Origin of the sequence: uncultured Photobacterium sp., from assembly GCF_947502415.1 — a bacterium.
Classification (GTDB): domain Bacteria; phylum Pseudomonadota; class Gammaproteobacteria; order Enterobacterales; family Vibrionaceae; genus Photobacterium.
Window position 1 is genome coordinate 1 of the sequence record NZ_CANMZV010000007.1, and the last position, 19,920, is coordinate 19,920.

Consider the following 19,920-nt stretch of genomic DNA (forward strand, 5'->3'; position numbering starts at 1 on the left):
GCGTTGTGCTTTATTCGCTCCAGTCCCATGTTTGCGAACTGATTTGGCCTGAGAACAGTAACGGCAAGGGACTTCTATTGTCGCCATAAGATCACCCGATAACTCGACAAATAACTAAACTATAGTTCAAATCACCAAGTTGGCATCATGGCCGGATATTATGGCAAATCAATAAATCCCAAAGAAGCATCTAATAAAAATTAAAATGTTGTGAAACCTTAGTGAGTTAGCACATAATAAGCACTCCCTTTTCTATTGCCTTTTGAGCAATGTGAAAAAATACTAAGTGCGTTCATTTTATGCGTCACTTTTTCATCGCTAAAAAGGCACTATTAAATCATGACCTCATTTCGTCAACGACTATCAAAAACCAGCATATCGGTCAGTTCAGCTAAAAAAGTACTTGTATTAAACCGTAAAGGAGGTGCTGGAAAATCAACATTCGTTATGGGGTTAGCCAGTGCCGCCGCAGCATACGGCGCATCGGTTAATGTGATTGATTTTGACATTCAAGGTAGCAGTTCTTTTTGGGCAAAACGCTGTAAAGGTATCCATACTCAGCAATATAACCCAGCTCGTAGAACGTTTTCGGAAATTTCTCAGACATTGCAAATTGAGAAAAATACAGATTTAGTGATTTTTGATACACCTTCTAATTTCCAAGAACTCGATCTTGAACGTTATTTACGCTTTTCCGACGCGATAATTATACCCATGCAACCATCGCCAATCGATGTACATTCCATTTTAAATTTTCTCAAAGTATTGATAGCTTCCCCAACGTATAGACAAAAAAAACAGCCAATCAGTTTCGTCGCAACGCGGTGCCACCATAATGACAATCACTTTCCGTTATTTAATCGCGTGCTAGGTAAAATGAAATACCCAATTCTCGGTGTAATGAATGATGATAAACGTTACCAAACAGCATTTGAATTAGGTTTAAATATGCTGAAATCTTTTGACAACCTCGATAATGCTTTATGGGAAACCGTTCTTGCTGAAATTGAACTAAAGAAGCAATAGGCTGCCAGTTAGCAGCCTTTCCGAGATTCTTACTTCGGATGTTATGAAAGCGGTATCGAACAGGTATGATCGTGTGAAAACCACAAGAGAATCGATAAATGCCATTCCCGCCACCTACACAGGGCTATGAGGGTAAATACATTGGTGTTAGTACTGAGTACCTAAAGCCACTACCGACAGTTAAGGCCATATACGCGCCATGTAATCTAGATCTTGCAGGTATTAGCAAAGGGGATGTGATCATGGTTGAAGCGACTATACGCCCTTTTAATAAGAGTGTGTCACTGATAAAGAAGGACGGTGATTCAACGCTTGTTAGGCTACATTGGCAAAAGGGGAAGTGGTACGCGCAAAATGACACATCAAGCGGGAGGGTTACCGAGAATCTGCGCTATATCGCATTGGTGCGGCATGTGGTGAAAGATCAGTTAGTGTGAGGTCGTGTGCTTTGATAGGCAATGAAATGGCCGCCTGGGGCGACCTTTCGGTGATTCATTGTTGGGCTGTAATGTTGAATATATGCCAAACGACAGATATAAAAAAGCCGGCCATAGCCAGCATTTTCTGAAGTAAAGTCTTCGACTTATAAAGCAACTACGTTCGCTGCTTGAAGGCCTTTTTGGCCTTGCTCAGTTTCAAAAGAAACTTTTTGGCCTTCAGCTAGAGTTTTGAAACCCTCAGAAGCAATAGCGCGGAAATGAACGAATACGTCTGCACCGCCGTTATCCTGAGTGATAAAACCAAAACCTTTCTCTTCGTTGAACCATTTTACGATACCAGTACTTGAATTAGACATATGCTGCCCCTTATAAAAATTCATTAATAAATAAATCGCAAAAATGCGACGTGATAAGTGTCAGTGTTCGGTTTACGGAGGTTATGGTAAATATATTGCTTCCAATTCTATTTGGGCTTGATCTAGCAACACCATTAATATATCTACCTTATTGTATTTACTCGTAATTATAGCTTGTCGCAATTCAGCTTGAATAAGCTTTACTTTATATATTTGCCTCTTGATAACAAGATCCATAATTTTGCATCTCTGTATTTGAGTAAAGTCTGAGTGGTTTTTACAGAGAGGGAGTTCTTCTACATGGATAGACACAATCCTCTCCCATCATTTAATTTACAGTTTGTAGCTAGATTTGTTGAGTTGAGCTGGATTGAGCTGCAAACAGACTGTTCTTGATATTCCTTTAATACAATTCGAGGTTCGCGTTTAATCTTTTTTTGAATTAATTGTGAATCCTTGCTCATCAACAAGCTCTCCATTGTGACCAAAAGGCACTTTTCATTTAACTGCATAAAATCTGACCGACTCACTAAAAAAATGACCATACAAACCAAATATGAAATAACACTTATAGAAGCAAGGCTCATATTGTACATATTGATATTATTCTTTCTATGATCTTCCGCCCAAAAAAAGATGTTCATTCGCCTCCGTACTCACCCCCCTCTCACACTGAACAATAATGTGCGATTTATGGCGCAGAACGAGCGTGATCTTGTAACTGCCAGAGACAAAAAAGACTGCCAATGATGACTTTACTTCGAGTTTTATGTAAAAAATTAATTTATCACTACAGGTGTTTGTATATTTCTGGTATTTTACCTACCGTATGTTCGCATCATACTTTGCACACCTATATGGATATTAGTGTGCCCCCCTTTAAGTACGGATTCTTACTAGGGATACTACGTTCATAGATAAGTGCTAAAATTAATATTAGAAGACTAATTAATAGTATTAATAGTTGTTATTTTATGATTAATAATGCTGATAAAGTTAAGAATCAACATGGGGTTCATGGCGTTGTTATTAAAACAATTTGGAGCTTAAATGCACCTTACCAAGTTATAGATGAATTTGGTAACTATCATATGGATATTAAAAGTGATGGTCATTCAGATAACAACAATATTGTTTGGAAGCGCATTGAATCTAACTCCTTATCTATTGCTGTATAATCTATACCCTGAAATATAAAAAGGTCGCCACCAATGGCGACCTTACTTCGGTTCTTATGGTAACGGCAAGGAGGAAAGCTCTATCGTCACTTAAGGCAAGGTCATAAACGGTATCGAAGAGGTAAGCAGAACAAGGCTCCAGCGATAAACAATGCTGTTTCCATTGATGAGCGCCCACCTATTGTGGATAGAACTCTCGCTCGATGAATGTGCCGATGATCTTGTCATGCATTTCTGCAGATTTTGAAAAACCGATGATTCTGCGAACCAAACGCTTTAGTCTTGAACGCAATGTTAGATTGGTTCTCTCGATTCGTTAAGTAAAACGCTTACCTACAATGTACTTTTCTCTCGGTAAAGTACTGGCATAAACACTGAAATCATCGATGCAAAAAAAGCTAATATTAAAGGGCGATAGCAGGCCTAAGAGCGTAAGCAGAGCATCTGTGTTCCGTTTACCAAAAGCATGGGCAATGACTCGTTTATAACGAAGCTCCCAAGCATACCAAAGCCAACGGCGATGCTTCTTGTTGCCCACAATGACCACTGTTCATCGACTTCACATATCAACTCAATATTAGCTGTGTCGGATGGGACTGAAGTTACTTGCTTCGGTTGGCGTGTTTTAATGTTCTCGGCACGGTATTAAACCCAACTTTAAGCACTCTAGCAGTATCATGTAGCCCAGCGTTGTTCATGGCCATATTAACAATTTGTTCTTTCACACCAGGATGATAGGCATTGTAGGCGTAATCAAGTTGAAATGCCTTTCGGCAATCAAGACAGCGATAGCGTTGCGCTTTATTCGCTCCTTTCCCGTGTTTGCGAACTGATTTGGTTTGAGAACAGTAACTCGACAAATAATTAAATTATAGTTCAAATCACCAAGTTGGCATCACAACCAACTAGACACTAAAACACTCCACTCTTTCCTAACATCGACAACATGAATGGAGTGTTAATTTTTCGGCTTCAAAACTTCTGCAAAGCCAATGCTTTATTAAACATCAGATAAATACCATTCAACCGATGAATTGGCTGGCATAATTACTGGCCCATGAGTACCACCAAGACTAACCCCACCCTTCGCAGTGTTCATATCAACATGCCAATATTTGCCTTCTGGTGGAGCAATTACACTGGTTCCTCCTGGTATCTCAGTCTCAAACGAGTTTGCTCCCCCAAGCTTTAAGCTTACTTCTGGCCCGGTATTTTTTAGTTTAAGAACAAGCGCATCATTGCCTGAAGCATCAGTATTAAATTCATAAGTAATAGCCATGATTTCATCCTTTTTAAAATAGTTTGCAGTACGCAAAAACCAACTAGTTGCATATCAATTAAAGTTTACTTATGAGCTTTGTCAAAGCTAACACTCTTCATTCAATTCATTATGTGATCTACCAACATTGTGTTTTTAACCATAATCATACTCATCAACCACAGCCTGATTCTTATTCAAACACCCCATACTTCAGCAGCTGCTCTGTCCATATTGCTGTCTGACGTCAGTTCTTCTATTAATATCCATCATTCAATCAGGCAGGTGAGGTGAAGGTTGAAAGGGGTTAACGTAAAAGGGAGATTAACGTGAAAGGTTTCTGTTTTTTATGCAACTAACTTAAGTTTCTGTTTTTACTGTCGCTATTAAATTAGAGAATACACTGACGTGTTGAAGTGGAAGAAAAATAAAGCTGCATGGAAGCAGCAAAATCAAATATCGTCTCTTCATATATTCCTGTTGAATACTCCCCCGCTTATTTTCATTATCACCAATGTTCTCAAACCATATGGTTAGGCCGCATCAGTGAGAAACGAGTAATCCCATTTGCCGAGCTGACCTTCGGCATAAGCGCTTTCTTTACTGTCGTTCACCTGTGTTACCAAGGTACGGATATTGGACTTAACACTATATTTACAGCCGGCCACCAGGGCCGAAGCCATTGATGGCACACTAAATACAACCAAAGAAGCAACAACTAGTAGTGATTTAACTGATTTCATGGGGAGTTCCTCACATTGTCTCGGCTTTATGTGAGTAATATTACCCGGCAGAGCATGACTGAAACCGAACTCAAAAATGACATTTTTTTCATGTGGCTTTTTCTACTGACGTATTCGCAATCTACTGATTCCATTATGTGATTAGTATCGAAAATATTCATGAAAGCAATATACCGCCATTATAAAATTGTGAGCACGGATAACTTTCCGTTATTGATAAATATCTATCCTTAATTGATTTTTACGTCAATAAACAGAAGGTTATATGTTAAATCGAATAATGACCCTAAGTGCAGTGGCCCTGCTCACTTCAAATTGTGCCTTGGCACAAGTCAACAATGGTGACTTTGAAAGCTGGAATGGCAATACACCGGAAGGCTGGAGTGTAATAGACTCCGGCATCACTGTTTCCCCAACGTCTGCTCAGGTAAAAAGCGGTGGCGTTGCTGCCGAAGTGACAGTTAACACAGGCTCGCAAAGCAGTACTGACTTTTTACAGACAGTCAGTGTTGAGCAAGAAAAAACATATCATTTCAAAGTATCTCTCTACCATACCGAAGGCCATGTTAAAGCCCGTCTGTATGTCGATGGTTACCGGATTTATTCAGTCCCGTCTAAAACGAATCAGTGGCAGGAAATCAGCTACACTTACACGGCAACCTCTACCAAAGACATTCGTGTCGGGCTGCGTTTCTATGATGTATCAGGCTTTGATGGATCTGAAGTCGTCTACGTCGATAACTTCCGGCCAACAGAAAACGGCGGTACTACAACGCCACCTCCGGTCAGCTGCAAGAACACCACAGCAACCCTGACACTGGTAACCGATCAGTACGCTTCAGAAACCAGCTGGCTACTGACAAACAAAGCCGGAGCAACCTTATTTGAAGGCTCAAATCTTGCCAATTCCACCACCTACACCAAAAATATGTGTCTGGCCGATGGTAATTACAGTTTCAAAATCAATGACTCATATGGTGATGGCATCTGTTGTAACTCCGGCAACGGCTCATTCAAACTGGAAGCCAATGGAAAAACCTTAACCACTGGCGGTGAATTCCATGACAGCCAGTCATTTAATTTCACCATCGGTGATACCACGACAACAACGCCAACCGAACCACCTATTGTCAGCGACTATTATGAAGCAGCGGAAGGCAAAACAGGCTTAGCACTAAAAACTGCACTCTACAACATCATTAACAATCACAATAGCCGCGGGTATGGTGCAATCTGGGAGCTGGCAAAGACTGCCGATCTGGATCACTACTACGAGAAAGATGGTTCTATTCTGGATATGTACTCCGAGAAACCATCAGGCAATGATGTCGTAAATTTCGCCAAAGTAACCAATCAATGTGGCCAGTATAAGCGAGAAGGCGATTGCTATAACCGCGAGCACTCTTTCCCGAAAAGCTGGTTTGGCGGCAAAGTTGAACCTATGAACTCTGACGGCCACCATCTATTCGCCACCGACGGCTATGTAAACGCCAAACGCAGCAACTGGCCATTCGGCGAAGTAGGCTCAGCTTCATATACATCAAGCAACGGTTCTAAACTGGGTTCAGCCCGCGCTGGGCTGGGTTACTCTGGCACCGTTTTCGAGCCGGTCGATGAGTTTAAAGGTGACTTCGCACGCGCATATTTTTACATGGCGACACGTTATGAAAATGAAATTGCTTCCTGGGAGGGCAATAGCGTCAATTCAGATTCAGTGCTGGATGGAACTAATTCCACCGTATTCGAACCATGGATGCTCAACATGCTAAAACGCTGGCACCAGAACGATCCGGTCAGCCAGAAAGAGCTCGATCGTAACCAGGTCGTGTTTGAGTTCCAGGGCAACCGAAACCCATTCATTGATCATCCAGAATTTGTAAATGTAATTTGGGGAAACTAAAGACTCTCCCCATATGAGTGGTAATGAGTAAAAAGCCGCAGGATAAACACCTGCGGCTTTCTTATTTTCTTTACGACGAAGTAATTTAAGCCTGATTTGTAGCTATATATTCGTATGGACATACATACAACTAACGCCGCTGATTTGATATAAAACTGCTACAAGTACAACATTTTCAAATGAAAAATGTCGTTAGCTTTGGTAAGAATCAACATTCCTGTCTAGTCTAGTATTCATCAATTATATATAAAGGAGCCATACTGAACTCGGAAGTCCCCATTATTCAGTATGTGATCGATTGTTATGACTAAAGTTAATTTCACATTTAAGGCTGCACTTTTATCGGCTTTGTTTTGGATAATCGAATCTTTAATTCATCAGTTATTTTTTTCAGATGGCAGGTTTGAAATTATTCCTCCAGAAGCAAATGAGCTTTGGATGAGAGTAGTCATCGTCATATTGGTGATTTGCTTTGGTATATATGCTGACTTTCAAACGAAAATACTTTTGAAAAAAGAAGAAGAAAAGCGATTAATATTCAAGGCAACGGTTTGTTCTTCTCAGCACATTGTGAATAATCTATTAAATCAAATGCAATTTTTTAGGATGAAAGCAGATGAACATAATGTATTCAATAGTGAAGTAATTGAACTGTATGATCAATCTCTACTAGAAGGTCAAAGATTAATGGAATTATTAAGCAATGTAGATGATCTTACAGTACAAAATATTCGGATGTCGGTATCACCTAAAGAGTCAAACACATCACCAGATTTGTCGACTTAATCCGTAATAAGTTATGTTGCAATCAAGCCCTCACTCATAAACCTGACCACTGAAAAACCAATTTTTACGCTTGTGTTTCGGTCGGAATGGACTCTTTCTATCCACGGCATAACTACATTCAAACAATGCAACATGTTTAACATACAAACAGTGAACTTGTCCTTACAATAACAATGAGTAGAGTAGCACTGGGCGATACTGTTCAATGACGGCTGTTTTCAAAAGTTAGCTTCTCTATTACGTCATGACGATCCTGCCGTCAGTCTCTAGGATTCAAAAAGAAAATGGATTTCAATGCAAGCTAATCAGTATGTTCACACCCGCGCTATTAAACGTCTCATCACTTATGGCGCGGCTACGATCTTAATCTTCCTGACCACCTTCTTTTATACCAAGCATACGCTGGATGTCCAAAGAGCGAAGCTAGTATCATTACAAACAGAGATCCTCACGGCCTCCAATGAGATGCTGATGATGCGCCGCAATGAAAAAGACTTCATTGCCCGAATGGATTCTCAATACAAAGTAAAAATGGAAGCTGACTATGCACATATTATGGATAGCCTCAACGCAATAAATTCAGCGATACAAGCCCACAATATTGCTACTGACTACAAACCACAGGTAACCCTAGATTCCGTTGATGACTATTACCAGAGATTCATTGCCTTGAGCGACATTGTCTTACTCATTCATGGTGAAGGCGGGCATGACGGACTAGTTGACCAACTTAAAGATAAATCCCTCATATTGGAAGAAGCCGTTATACAGGCAAACAATCCGCGCCTTGATGATTTGACGCTGACAACCAAGGATTTGATGTACCATTTCTTCTCTGAATTCGACGAAAAAGTACTGCTAAACATTAACGAAAACCTCAATCAGGTAAGAACGGAGATCACCAATAATTCTGGTTCGCCTTCCCTGCAACGTGCCTTTAATGAATTTGAATCTGCTTTCTATAAGCTTCAGCGTGCCTGGAAAGAGTTTGGTTATAAGTACGATGAAGGAAAGCTAGGAGATTTAAGAGAAACCATCCATGTATTAGAGAATAAATTAAATACACTCTTCTCAGAAATTCCCGATATTATCGATGAAGAATTAACTGTATTCGAGTTTTACCGGATTTTCGCCGGAATACTACTCTGTTTAGCCGTATTTTCAGTGCTTCTCTATGTAGTACGCCGAACTGGAAAACTGGAACGCCAGCTGATCAAATCGCGAGAACAAGAAAAGCAAGCCAATAAAGCTAAAAGCGCCTTCCTTGCTAACATGTCACATGAAATTAGAACACCTCTGAACGGTATTTTAGGTATGACAGAAATCCTGTCCGACTCAAAACTAAGTGCGATTCAGAAAGACTATTTGTCGACCATCAATGCATCTTCACAAACGCTGTTAATGCTTATCAACGATATATTAGACTTATCTAAAATTGAATCAGGCCACTTAGATATTTGTCCTCATACCTGTGCATTAAAAGAAGTTTTATTTGATACCGCAGCGTTGATTGCCCCCAAAGCACAACAAAAAAATATCGACATTGTTGTTAAGCTGGACAAAGCACTACCAAACTACGTAAAAGCCGATGAACAAAAGGTTCGTCAAATCATGATGAACCTTGCCTCTAACGCGATAAAGTTTACAGAGCGAGGCTCAATCACGTTTATAGCCAAGCGGATTGCACAAACAGATTCGTCCTCAACTATCTATTTTTCAGTCACTGATACTGGCATAGGCATTGACGAAGATAAGCAAGAACATATTTTTGATGAATTTAAACAAGAGAACTCAGATACCTCAGCCCATTATGGCGGAACCGGACTTGGCTTAGCCATCTCATCAAAAATGCTAGATTTAATGGGCAGCAATATTCAGTTAATCTCTCACAAAGGCCAAGGCAGCCAGTTCTTCTTTGAAATTGAATTGGAAAATGATGAACAACAATTAACAAAAGAAAATCAGCATGCTTTAGTGTACTGCTCCGAACAGCCAAATGATTTGTTGGTCGCTGAAATTCGAAGGTTTGGTTATCAAATGACTATCGTTAAAAAGCCTGTGCAAATTGACCACGCTCTCAGTAGAACAAGTTTGATTCTCGTCGATAGTCAGGCTGCGCTCAATGACATTGAAAGACGTTATCCAGAGCATCGTGTTGTTTACATTCGACATAACAATGAAAAACTCAGCGATCACTCAGACAAAATCGTCGCATTTGTAACTGCGCCTTTATTTGGCATGCGCCTGAACAACACCCTCAAAACGGCATACAGTCACGACATAAAAGAAAACACTAAAGAGCCATCAGCCAATCAAGGACATGGAAAACAAATTCTGGTTGTTGAAGACAATAAGATTAACCAACAGGTTGTTTGCATCAACTTAAAGAAAATGGGACTTGATTATCTTGTTGCAAAGAATGGGCAGGAAGCGGTTGAACTGTATAAAAAAAACCATACCTCAATTGGACTCATTCTGATGGACTGTATGATGCCGATACTCGATGGCTTCGGAGCGACAAAAGCGATAAGGAGCTATGAGAGCAACACTCAGGTGCCTCACAAACACATTATTGCTCTGACGGCTTCCATTTTGGATGATGATATTCAAAAGTGCTTTGATAGCGGTATGGATGATTATTTGCCTAAACCCTTTAAACGTGACGTTCTATTAGAAAAGCTGGATAAGCAAGTAAGTTTGTTGAGTGAAGCTTAAAAATACGGACGGAAAACGATAAACCGCTCGCGTTAAGCAAGCGGTTTATAATATGAACCAAGAGGGAAATCGATTAGTTCAGCTTAAACTTACTGACCACTTCCACGAGCTGACTATTTGAGTCAGTCAGATGATGGGCGCTATTTAACGTAGCCTGGCTGTTTGACTGCAACTCAAGCACCATATCGCGGATGGCTGTCATGTTACGGTTAATTTCCTCGGAAACGGAGCTTTGCTCCTCTGCCGCCGTGGCAATTTGAGTATTGATGTCATTAATCTCAAGCACATTGTTACTCATACCTTCTAGAGCGGTATACACCTTCGAAGTATTCTCCAACGTTAAGTCACTGCTTTCTTTTGTTTTTTCGATGACTGACACAGCAGTGGAAGCGTCTTGCTGTAAACTTCCCAACATTGCATTGATTTCTGCCGTACTTGCCTTCGTTCTGGCAGCAAGAGCCCTAACCTCATCGGCAACAACAGCAAAACCACGGCCTTGTTCACCTGCCCGTGCAGCTTCAATGGCCGCATTCAATGCCAACAAATTAGTTTGCTCAGCAATAGCACCGATTACACCTAAAACAGTGTCAATCTGCTGGGTATTCTGACTCATTGTCGTAATACTATCAGCCGCCTCAACGACTTCAGAAGCCAACGCGTTCACACAATTTGTTGCCTCATTCACAACTCCACGAGCTTGCTCGGCATTGTTACTCGCTTTTCTTGTACTCGATGCGGCATCGGCAGCATTTTGCGCTACAGCATCAGAAGTGGAGCTCATTTCAGTAATAGCCGCAACAACCTGCTCAGTCTCAGTGCTATGATTCACCAAAGCTTGATTAATATTTTCAGATTGCGCCTGAATATCATTGATGCCTTGAGTTATCGAACCCGATGAATGATTAATTTGAGTGATCACCTTATGGAATTGGGCAATCATGTTGTTAATGCCGACTGATAATTCTGTTAGCTCATCATTACCCTTGGTCTTTATTCGCAATGAAAGATCATAATTATTGCTGATATCACTCATCGTATTGCGCATGCCATTAAGCGATGATGAAATGGCTTTGATGATTAAAAAAGAAAGTAATAGTTGAATCACTGAACAAATAATAGTGATTGTAATGTTTATTGCATTACTTTGTTCACTAAGCGCTGTTGATTCATCATAAATATCTTCAGTGATATCTAACTGAATATTGACTAACTTACCGATATCTTCAGTTACCGGTTCTACGGCTTGGTATGCCTCCACAATAACCTGATCAATATTAAGATTTTTATCATTTTCCAGCTTAGAGACAATTTGATTCAACGTATGGTTCGTTGCACCCATTCGTTGCCTGACCGTAAAAGCCAACCTTTCTTCTTCAGGAGTTAGCTCTGTTACCAGATACTGGTTGTAAGTATCGGTTGAAATTTTAATCGCCTTTTTAATCTCAACAATGACTTCATTACGATTTTTCAAGCCAACATTGTACTTATTTAATGCATCAATCACCTCAACGGCATACTCATCCGAAATCAATTTCAAATCTTTTAATGGTACAACACGATCGAGATAAATCGATTGAATTGAGCGATTAAGTTGACTTAAGCTGTTGAAAGATAAATAACTCAGTAAAATAAGGATAATTAAAGCAATAACAGGAATGATTGTCAGTTTCTTTGATATATTCATTTCTACCCTAACGCCATTTTATTAGGCTGCACAATGAGATGTCTTAATTTGAGGTTAAAACGGAGAGAGCGGCCATCACTTGTGCCACCAGCATAAAATTCAATCACAAATTCAATTACTGTCGATATTAGCAACAATGCTTATTGATGATTACAGCGTTTTTGTAATAACACTATTCTCAAACCAATATGCTTTACAATTCACTGAGTTTTAATGTTCATCATCTCTTCTTCCGCTGACTCCCCCCTCTGTCTTCGTTCTCACCAGCCCAGCGCTGAGGCACCAAACTTTTTTCTTCGCTACCTTATCCGGCAACAAGTGCGATCGCTTGCCACAGGCATATTTTGACGGCTTAAATTGGCGATTTGGGCAAATTGTAAAACATTGATTTTTAGGGCTTTTATTTTCTTGTTTTTCCTTTGCGCCCAGTGTTAATTTAAGCGCCAACAGCAAGGAGCCTTATATGACAAAAGAGAACCAAATTTTTGATAATCACGACTTTTCAGGCCAAAACCTGGAAGCAGCACAATTTCACCAATGCTCTTTCTACAATTGTAATTTTAGCCGGGCGAACTTAAGAGATGCCGAGTTCATCGATTGCCGCTTCATCGAGAGAGGTGCCGTCGAAGGCTGTAACTTTGAATATACCGACTTAAGTAATGCCAGCTTCAAACAATGCCTGCTCTCCATGTGCCATTTTCTGGGGGCTAACTGCTTCGGTATCGAAATAAGGGATTCTGATCTGAAAGGGGCCAATTTCGCCAAAGCCAACTTTGTAAACCGTATCAGCCATCAAGCCTTTTTTTGCTCGGCATACATTACAGGCTGTAACCTGTCTTACGTTAACTTCGAGCAGCAATGTATAGAAAAGTGCGACTTATTCGAAAACCGTTGGATAGGCGCAAATCTGCAGGGAGCCTCGTTCCGTGGTTCCGACTTAAGCCGCAGCCAGTTTTCTGAAGAGGCATGGGGACAATTTAATATTGAGGAATGTGACCTTACCCATACTGAGTTGAACGGGCTGGATATTCGCCGCATCCGCATGACAGGCGTGAAAATCTGCGACTGGCAACAGGAACAGCTACTCGAGTCGCTGGGAATTATTGTGTTGCCAGGCTGACCACTTTTAACAATTTATTGACCTAACCACTAAATCCCCGGCTTGGCTGCCATGCTAATTTATCCCAACAATGTAAACACATCTTGTTGAGCAAATAGCCGGGATTCACAAACGTTGTTTATTTCAATAGACAGTATTTTTGCAGAATCCGTTTCCTCTTTCGATGAAGCCGTTAACATTCACGAGGGTGTGGCATAATCAAAATCCAATCCAGGTAGCATTCTTTAATATCAGATAGCGCTAGAATGGTGGATTACTCAAATAAGCGTTATGTTTCCTATGCAGTCCCGTTCTCCCTTAAACAAAGAAATTTGGCAGAACTTTGTTTCCCAACCCTCAGTGGAGGCTGAGGCTCCTAATATTGACCCGCATTTACAACAGGTCTGGCAGCGTTGCCGCCGCCAGCAACGACATGATCACTGGCCCATTCCACATCGAGCAAAGGGAGTGACTTTTACCTCTATCAAAAAATCCAAGGCAACGTTTTTGAACCTAGCCATACCGGCTATTGAAGATGTCTATGAATATCTTGAAAACAGCAGCTGTGCATTTTTGGTCTGCGATGAAACCGGCTGTACCTTGTCGTTATGCGCAGATCTCGATATGCAATCAAAGCTAGAAGCACTTGATATCCGGGAAGGGGTCTACTGGCGGGAAGGCATCATTGGCAATAACGCTATCTCCAGCGCCATGCATTTAGCAAAACCAACCAGAACAGCAGGGTTCGAACACTTTAAACAAGCTCTGCACCCATTTGCTATTTATGCCGCACCGGTTTTTGACGGTAACGGCTCAGCACAAGGCTGTATCGCACTGGTTATCCCGGCTGAAAAAGCCTGTGCTTCAGCCCTGGCTCTGATCCATGCGGCCGCGCGAGATATTGCCAGTCAGATGCAGGCAGAAAATATGCTGACCGAATCCAACCAGCACTTATCGGAAGTGCATGTTTTGCTGGAAGGAGTCAATGAAGGGGTATTAGCATGGTATCCCTGTGGCAAAATCCATTACCTGAATCAGAAGGGCGGTGATCTTCTAGGCCTGAGTCGTAGCGAACTAGGTCGGAATATCAACACCGTTCTAACCCTGCCACAACTTGTCAACCAGGCTATCAAGCAAGGCACTGGGCTGGATATGGTCGAAACGACCATCGAAAGTAAAAGCCAGGACAACAGAAGCAAACTGATTTCACTGGTAATGTCATTAAAGATTGTAAAAAATGCCCAAAACGATACGCATTGCTACATTGCCCTGCTCTACCCGCTCAAACAGATCCGCGATTTGGTCCACCAACACGCCGGAAATAAGGCTCTCCTGACCTTTGATGATATTGTCGGTACATCAGACACCATGCAGCGAGTGATCCGACAGGCCCGTCATGCAGCCAAAGGGCGCGGCCCGGTACTGCTTCACGGCGAAGACGGTCTAGGCAAAAGCCACTTAGCACAGGCTATCCATAACGCCAGTGAACGGCGTGGGCAGCCTTTTATTGCTATTAACTGCCAGGCAATTCCTAAAGAGTTAATGGCGACAGAATTTTTAGGCTCAGTTTTGGATGGTGACAAAACAGCGGCGTCAAAATTCGAGCTTGCCCATGGCGGAACCCTGTTTCTTGATCAGGTGGAATGCCTCTCATCCGAAGTACAGGCTGCATTGCTTCACCTACTTAAAACCGGGCTACTCAACCGGATGAACGGTAATATTGTGTCGGTCGATATACGGATCATCGCAACCTCCAATGTCAATTTGGCCCAGTTTGTCGAGGAGAAACACTTCCGCGGGCAATTACTATTAGAGCTACAAACCTTTGATATTCAAGTCCCTCCATTGCGGGAACGGCTTGAGGATGTTGAGCCTCTGGTCAAACGAAAACTAAATCACCTGGAAGCGGAAAAGAAAATGCCGATCTCTATCAATAAGGAAGCCTTGTCGCACCTAATGCGCTATCACTGGCCAGGCAATCACCGAGAGCTACGCAATGTTATCGAGCGCGCAGCCAATTTTGCTCATGGCAGCATCATTCAGATCAAAGATTTGCCCGACAATATACTCACCTCAGCAGATCTGATATCAGTGGGCGAACAATCTCATTTTTCCAACCGCTTAGCCGATGCCGAAAAGAGCACGATTATTCGATCTGCCAAATATTGCCGCGGTACCATTAGTAAGATGTGTGAAGATATGCAAGTTAGCCGTACCACCTTGTGGCGTAAGCTAAAAAGCTACCGCATCAATATCAGCGATTATAAATAATACGGTTCAATTTAAGCCTGGTGCTCTGATAAAAAGAAGCCGCCTCGAAGGCGGCTTTGTTTAGATCATCGGACAAAAAAGCTTAGCTTATAGCAATGCCATCACCTGCTTCAGGGTCGCGGCATTGAGCACTGCATCCGCGGTTTGCACAGCCTGCTTGCTCTCCGTAGCTCGTACGGCCTGTTTAACAGCAGCAATCCGGATCGGGCTCATGCTGAGTTCATCGATCCCCAAACCGATCAACGTCGATGTCAACTTAGGATCACCTGCTATCTCACCGCAGATCCCAATCGTAATCCCGGCCTCATGGGCAGCCTTCGCAGCGGTTTCGATCATGCGTAATACTGCCGGCTGAGCGGCTGATACCAGGTACGACACCATGTCATTACCCCTGTCTGCGGCCATCACATATTGGGTAAGATCGTTGGTTCCGACGCTAAAGAAACTCACTTCTTTTGCCAGCAACTTAGCATTGGCAACAGCAGCCGGAACCTCAACCATAATGCCGATCTCTGGCATCACAGCCGTGGTACCGTTATGTTGCAATGTTTCGTAGCAACTATTGAGCAGGTACTTTGCCTGATTCAGCTCCTCCAACGTTGCGACCATCGGAAACATTACTTTCAGGTTTGGATATTCAGCCCGAGCCCGCAACAGTGCATTGAGCTGCAACTTAAACACATCAACATGCTGCAGGCACAAACGCAGGCCACGGCAACCGAGGAACGGATTATCTTCCTGACCTTGCGGCATGTAAGCCAACGGCTTATCTCCACCGATATCAAGGGTACGAATGATCACCGGCTTATCACCGAATGCGGCAGCAATCTGGCTATAGAACTCATATTGGCTCTGCTCTGATGGCACATGCTCACTATCAGTAAACAAGAACTCACTTCTGACCAGGCCTACACCTTCCGCACCGCAGCTTATCGCTTTTTCAGCATCTTCCAGGTTCGCCAGGTTGGCAAACACATCTACGTGCAAGCCGTCTTGAGTTTGGGCTTTTTCCATTGCTTGAGCCTGAGCCTGTTCACGCTGGCAATTTAGCTGTTCCACATCGTGAAGGGCTTTCTCTAATTGCTCAGCCTTCGGTGCTAGCCAAACATCACCGCGACAACCATCAATAATGGCCAGTTCCCCTTCCTGACTTTGCGTCATGATCCCGCTCAGGCCAACAACAGCCGGAATACCGAGTGAACGAGCAAGAATCGCAGAGTGAGACGTCGTCCCACCTTGTTCCAGAATGATCCCCCGGACCATCTCAGGATCCAACAGCGCTGTATCTGACGGCGTCAGATCAGTCGCCACAAGAATAACCGGCTCATCCAGCATTATCTGCGACTCATTTTCCCCCGTCAGCAAAGCCATTACCCTACGACCGACATCATATACATCATTGGCACGGGCCTGCATGTAGTCACTGGACGCAGCTTCATACGCTTTCGCCGTCTGTTCGATAATCTGTTCCCAAGCCAGCTCTACCGTAATGCTATCATGCAGGCGTTGTTTAATTTGTTCACCCAGCTCAGGATCAGCCAGCATCTGGCTATGGGCGGTAAAAATTTCACTTTCTGATTTGGAACCGGCTTTGACAGTTTTGATAACTAATTCTGACAAATCGCGCTGTGCTATATCACAGGCCCGGGCAAATAGCGTCCACTCCTGTTCATAACCCAGAAAGTCACGTTCCTGCACCTTAGGCATAGAAGAACGGTAATGCCAGATAGGCGCAATGGCAATCCCCTCGGATGCTCCAACAGCACTCAGTCGACCATCTTGGTGGGTCTTTGGCCGGCACGTTGGCCGAGGGGGTTCAGCCGTTCCCTCTTCTACTGATTCGTTGAAATGATTTTCAGCCAGCGTCACAAATGCCTGCAATGCCTGCAACGCCTCGTCGCCACTGGCGATAAAACTTAAGCTATCGCCCTTCTTCACGCCCAGCAGCGCAATACTATTAATACTTCTGGCACTCACCCTTTTGCCATTACAGCCCAGCCAGACCTGGGCATCAAATGGACTAACTGAGCCAACAATCGCTGAAGCAGGACGAGCATGGATACCATGGGGGTTTTTCACCAACCACTCAAATTCGATTTCATCATCGCTATCGTCATGCTCCAGACTAACACCCGCGGTATTCGTCCCCGGTAACATGGAACCTTGCTCAAGCAACTGGTATTTCGCACACAAGGCACTGTGGGCCTCATCGATGACTTCTTCCAATGGCATACCTGCCGCAGCCGCAACACAGGCAGACATGGTGCCTTCAATCAGCGGTGCCGCACAGACATGAACATTGGCAGCCAGCTCGCTATCAAGCAGTTCTAGTGCCGTGTCGGTACTCAAAATCGCACTGCCCATATCCACCAACACCAGAACGCCGTCAGGTGAATAAACGTCTTCGATAGCCATCATTACAGCAACAGCATCAGTACCAATCGGGTTCTCCGGATCATCCACACCGGCAGCGACAGCAATCTGGACTTTTCCTTGGCTCATCTGGCTTGCCAGCTCATGAACCCCTTTGGCGAGATCCAGGCTGTGGGAAACAATTACAATACTGACCATAAATAAACCTTAACCAAGGTGGCACAGGGCCACCTCAAACAGCAGACAAATGCGCTTATTGCGCCGAAGCGTTACGTAGTGCAGAGAACAACAGGTAGGTAGAAGTGGCTCCCGGATCCTGGTGGCCGATGGAGCGCTCGCCCAAGTAGCTAGCCCGACCTTTCTTCGCCTGCATAGGGATAGTACCTTTCATCGCCTTTTCGGCATCGGAAACCGCACTCTCCAGTGCATCATGGAAGCCGGTTTCCTGATTTTCCTTCAAGCTGGTTAGAATACCGATCCAGGTATCAACCATGGTCTTATCACCAACTTCGGCTTTGCCTCGCTGAACAATACCATCAACACCGTCTTGCAACATTTTGGTCAACTCAGCCAAACTCAGCTCTTCCTTGGCCATTGCGCTCGATGCAGAACGGATGAAGAAAGTGCCATACAGTGGACCGCTGGCACCACCGATACTGGAAAGCAGTGTCATGCCGGTGGTTTTCAAAATAGTACCAATGTCTTTGTCGGCAACACTTGGCAATTTCTCTTTTACCTTCTGGAAACCGCGGTTCATGTTGAGGCCATGGTCCGCATCACCAATTTCCCGGTCCAGATCTGTCAGGAAGTCTTGTTCAGCTTGAAATACTTCGGCTGAAAGCTCAAGCCATTGGACGATCTGCTGTTTCGTAATTGTCATCTTGTTCTCCTTAACGCTTAACAGCCCCAGCGCAGTGCCGGTGTGTTAACTGGCATGTCGTACAGAGACAACATCTCATCATCGACTTTCAGCAGTGTGATAGAAATACCCTGCATATCAAGCGAGGTGCAGTAGCTGCCAATCAGGCTACGTTCAATCTTAATGTCCAGCGGCTCAAGGATTTCTGCAACCTTACGATAAACCATGTAAAGTTCAGACTGCGGCGTTGCGCCAAGGTTGTTCACCAGTACGATAACCTTGTCACCGGACTGAAGAGATTCAGTGGTCCAGGTTTCGTCCTGCCATTCCCCAGCACCGTTGTTCCAGCGGCGGACAACACGCTCATATGGTTGGTTTTCCAGAATTTCATTCATCATATCGGTAGTGATAGTGTCACCACCAGTAAAAGCACGGCGCTCAATACCCGGCTCGCCATGGATACCGATACCAAATTCAATTTCATTGTCGCCCAGCTCAAAGCTCGGCTTTCCTGCAGCCGGAACTGTACAGGCTGAAAGTGCGACACCAATAGAGCGGCCGCGGTTAGCAATGCGTTTTGCCAGATCGCTAAGCTTGTCCAGGTCATAACCTTCTTCGGCTGCGGCTCCGAGGATTTTCTCAGCCAGAACAGTCGTTGCCACACCGCGACGTCCAGCGGTATAAAGGCTGTCTTTTACGGCAACGTCATCATCAATCAGTGTCGCCTGCACCTTGGTGCCCTCAGCGTGAAGCAGCTCAACCGCAGTCTCGAAGTTCAATACATCACCGGTATAATTTTTCACCAGGAACAATACGCCTTCACCGGCATCAAGCTTCTGACCACATTCATACATTTGATCCGGTGTTGGCGATGTAAACATCTCTCCCGGACAGGCACCATCAAGCATCCCCATACCAACATAGCCACCGTGCATCGGCTCATGACCGCTACCACCGCCAGAAACCAGTGCGACCTTACCGGCCTTACGATCACGCCGCACGATATACATAGGGTCCAGACTCACTTCGAGCTCCGGATGAGCTATGGCTATACCTTGAAGTTGTTCCCTAACCACATTGTCGACTTGGTTAATCATCTTTTTCATCGTTCTATCCTTATTATTCTGCGCAAGGTAAAGTATTTGGGCTTGTTACTAATCGCTAGCTTCTATTTGGAGTGCGATAAACCTGTCCGTTCACCAGCCCCAGATCTTATGCCATCAAGTGAGCAT

17 protein-coding genes and 2 pseudogenes are annotated in these 19,920 nt (G+C 43.5%); 9 read left to right on the plus strand and 10 right to left on the minus strand.

Annotated elements, in window-relative coordinates:
• Positions 1-339 precede the first annotated feature (339 nt).
• Both Q0852_RS09175 and Q0852_RS09180 read left to right on the plus strand, forming a co-directional pair.
• A complete protein-coding gene (locus Q0852_RS09175) occupies positions 340-1,026 on the plus strand; it encodes a ParA family protein (protein ID WP_299017412.1) in 687 nt (228 codons plus the stop codon).
• A 98-nt stretch (positions 1,027-1,124) separates the two neighbouring features.
• Positions 1,125-1,463, plus strand: a complete 339-nt coding sequence (locus tag Q0852_RS09180; protein ID WP_299017415.1) for a hypothetical protein — start codon at positions 1,125-1,127, stop codon at positions 1,461-1,463.
• Between the two features lie 146 nt (positions 1,464-1,609).
• On the opposite strand, the gene Q0852_RS09185 is transcribed toward Q0852_RS09180, so the two are convergent.
• Both Q0852_RS09185 and Q0852_RS09190 read right to left on the minus strand, forming a co-directional pair.
• Positions 1,610-1,822 carry a cold-shock protein gene (locus tag Q0852_RS09185; RefSeq protein WP_299017417.1) on the minus strand — a complete coding sequence of 71 codons (213 nt, stop codon included), beginning with the start codon at positions 1,820-1,822 and terminating at the stop codon, positions 1,610-1,612.
• Positions 1,823-1,903: 81 nt separating this feature from the next.
• Positions 1,904-2,134 (minus strand): hypothetical protein, encoded by a 231-nt coding sequence (locus Q0852_RS09190; RefSeq protein ID WP_299017420.1) that lies wholly within the window; start codon positions 2,132-2,134, stop codon positions 1,904-1,906.
• A gap of 662 nt (positions 2,135-2,796) precedes the next feature.
• Between Q0852_RS09190 and Q0852_RS09195 the strand changes: the two genes are divergently transcribed.
• Positions 2,797-3,000, plus strand: a complete 204-nt coding sequence (locus tag Q0852_RS09195; RefSeq protein WP_299017423.1) for a hypothetical protein — start codon at positions 2,797-2,799, stop codon at positions 2,998-3,000.
• 63 nt (positions 3,001-3,063) lie between these two features.
• A pseudogene (locus Q0852_RS09200) lies at positions 3,064-3,189 on the plus strand (IS30 family transposase); the annotation flags it as partial.
• Here Q0852_RS09200 and Q0852_RS09205 read toward each other — a convergent pair.
• From Q0852_RS09205 to Q0852_RS09215, 3 genes and pseudogenes are all read right to left on the minus strand, one after another.
• Positions 3,179-3,860: pseudogene (locus Q0852_RS09205) on the minus strand (IS1 family transposase). The pseudogenes Q0852_RS09200 and Q0852_RS09205 sit on opposite strands and share 11 nt — an antisense overlap.
• Positions 3,861-4,000: 140 nt before the next feature.
• A complete protein-coding gene (locus Q0852_RS09210) occupies positions 4,001-4,279 on the minus strand; it encodes a hypothetical protein (RefSeq protein ID WP_299017425.1) in 279 nt (92 codons plus the stop codon).
• Positions 4,280-4,791: 512 nt separating this feature from the next.
• The gene (locus tag Q0852_RS09215) at positions 4,792-5,001 is read right to left on the minus strand and encodes a hypothetical protein (RefSeq protein WP_299017427.1); all 210 of its coding nucleotides are present in this window, start codon (positions 4,999-5,001) and stop codon (positions 4,792-4,794) included.
• Positions 5,002-5,266: 265 nt separating this feature from the next.
• Between Q0852_RS09215 and Q0852_RS09220 the strand changes: the two genes are divergently transcribed.
• The 3 genes from Q0852_RS09220 (at position 5,267) to Q0852_RS09230 (ending at position 10,402) form a co-directional block, all read left to right on the plus strand.
• Positions 5,267-6,901, plus strand: coding sequence for an endonuclease (locus Q0852_RS09220; protein WP_299017430.1), 1,635 nt, complete (start codon positions 5,267-5,269; stop codon positions 6,899-6,901).
• A gap of 303 nt (positions 6,902-7,204) precedes the next feature.
• Positions 7,205-7,687: a hypothetical protein gene (locus Q0852_RS09225; RefSeq protein ID WP_299017433.1), complete on the plus strand. Its 483-nt coding sequence runs from the start codon at positions 7,205-7,207 to the stop codon at positions 7,685-7,687.
• Between the two features lie 294 nt (positions 7,688-7,981).
• Positions 7,982-10,402, plus strand: a complete 2,421-nt coding sequence (locus tag Q0852_RS09230; RefSeq protein WP_299017436.1) for an ATP-binding protein — start codon at positions 7,982-7,984, stop codon at positions 10,400-10,402.
• Positions 10,403-10,475: 73 nt separating this feature from the next.
• Here Q0852_RS09230 and Q0852_RS09235 read toward each other — a convergent pair whose 3' ends face one another.
• Together Q0852_RS09235 and Q0852_RS09240 are read right to left on the minus strand one after the other, a co-directional pair.
• Entirely contained in the window at positions 10,476-12,086 is a 1,611-nt protein-coding gene (locus Q0852_RS09235) for a methyl-accepting chemotaxis protein (protein ID WP_299017439.1), read from the minus strand.
• A 210-nt stretch (positions 12,087-12,296) separates the two neighbouring features.
• The gene (locus Q0852_RS09240; protein WP_299017442.1) at positions 12,297-12,533 is read right to left on the minus strand and encodes a hypothetical protein; all 237 of its coding nucleotides are present in this window, start codon (positions 12,531-12,533) and stop codon (positions 12,297-12,299) included.
• 16 nt (positions 12,534-12,549) lie between these two features.
• Here Q0852_RS09240 and Q0852_RS09245 point away from each other — a divergent pair, with 16 nt between their 5' ends.
• Positions 12,550-13,206, plus strand: a complete 657-nt coding sequence (locus Q0852_RS09245) for a Qnr family pentapeptide repeat protein (RefSeq protein ID WP_299017445.1) — start codon at positions 12,550-12,552, stop codon at positions 13,204-13,206.
• A 279-nt stretch (positions 13,207-13,485) separates the two neighbouring features.
• Positions 13,486-15,456 carry a dihydroxyacetone kinase operon transcriptional regulator DhaR gene (dhaR, locus tag Q0852_RS09250; protein WP_299017448.1) on the plus strand — a complete coding sequence of 657 codons (1,971 nt, stop codon included), beginning with the start codon at positions 13,486-13,488 and terminating at the stop codon, positions 15,454-15,456.
• Between the two features lie 87 nt (positions 15,457-15,543).
• Here dhaR and ptsP read toward each other — a convergent pair whose 3' ends face one another.
• From ptsP to dhaK, 3 genes are read right to left on the minus strand one after another with little or no spacing between them, the layout of a single operon-like run.
• Positions 15,544-18,027, minus strand: a complete 2,484-nt coding sequence (gene ptsP / locus Q0852_RS09255) for a phosphoenolpyruvate--protein phosphotransferase (RefSeq protein WP_299017450.1) — start codon at positions 18,025-18,027, stop codon at positions 15,544-15,546.
• A gap of 55 nt (positions 18,028-18,082) precedes the next feature.
• Positions 18,083-18,709, minus strand: a complete 627-nt coding sequence (gene dhaL, locus Q0852_RS09260; RefSeq protein ID WP_299017453.1) for a dihydroxyacetone kinase subunit DhaL — start codon at positions 18,707-18,709, stop codon at positions 18,083-18,085.
• Between the two features lie 17 nt (positions 18,710-18,726).
• Positions 18,727-19,794 carry a dihydroxyacetone kinase subunit DhaK gene (gene dhaK, locus Q0852_RS09265; RefSeq protein WP_299017456.1) on the minus strand — a complete coding sequence of 356 codons (1,068 nt, stop codon included), beginning with the start codon at positions 19,792-19,794 and terminating at the stop codon, positions 18,727-18,729.
• Positions 19,795-19,920: the final 126 nt, after the last annotated feature.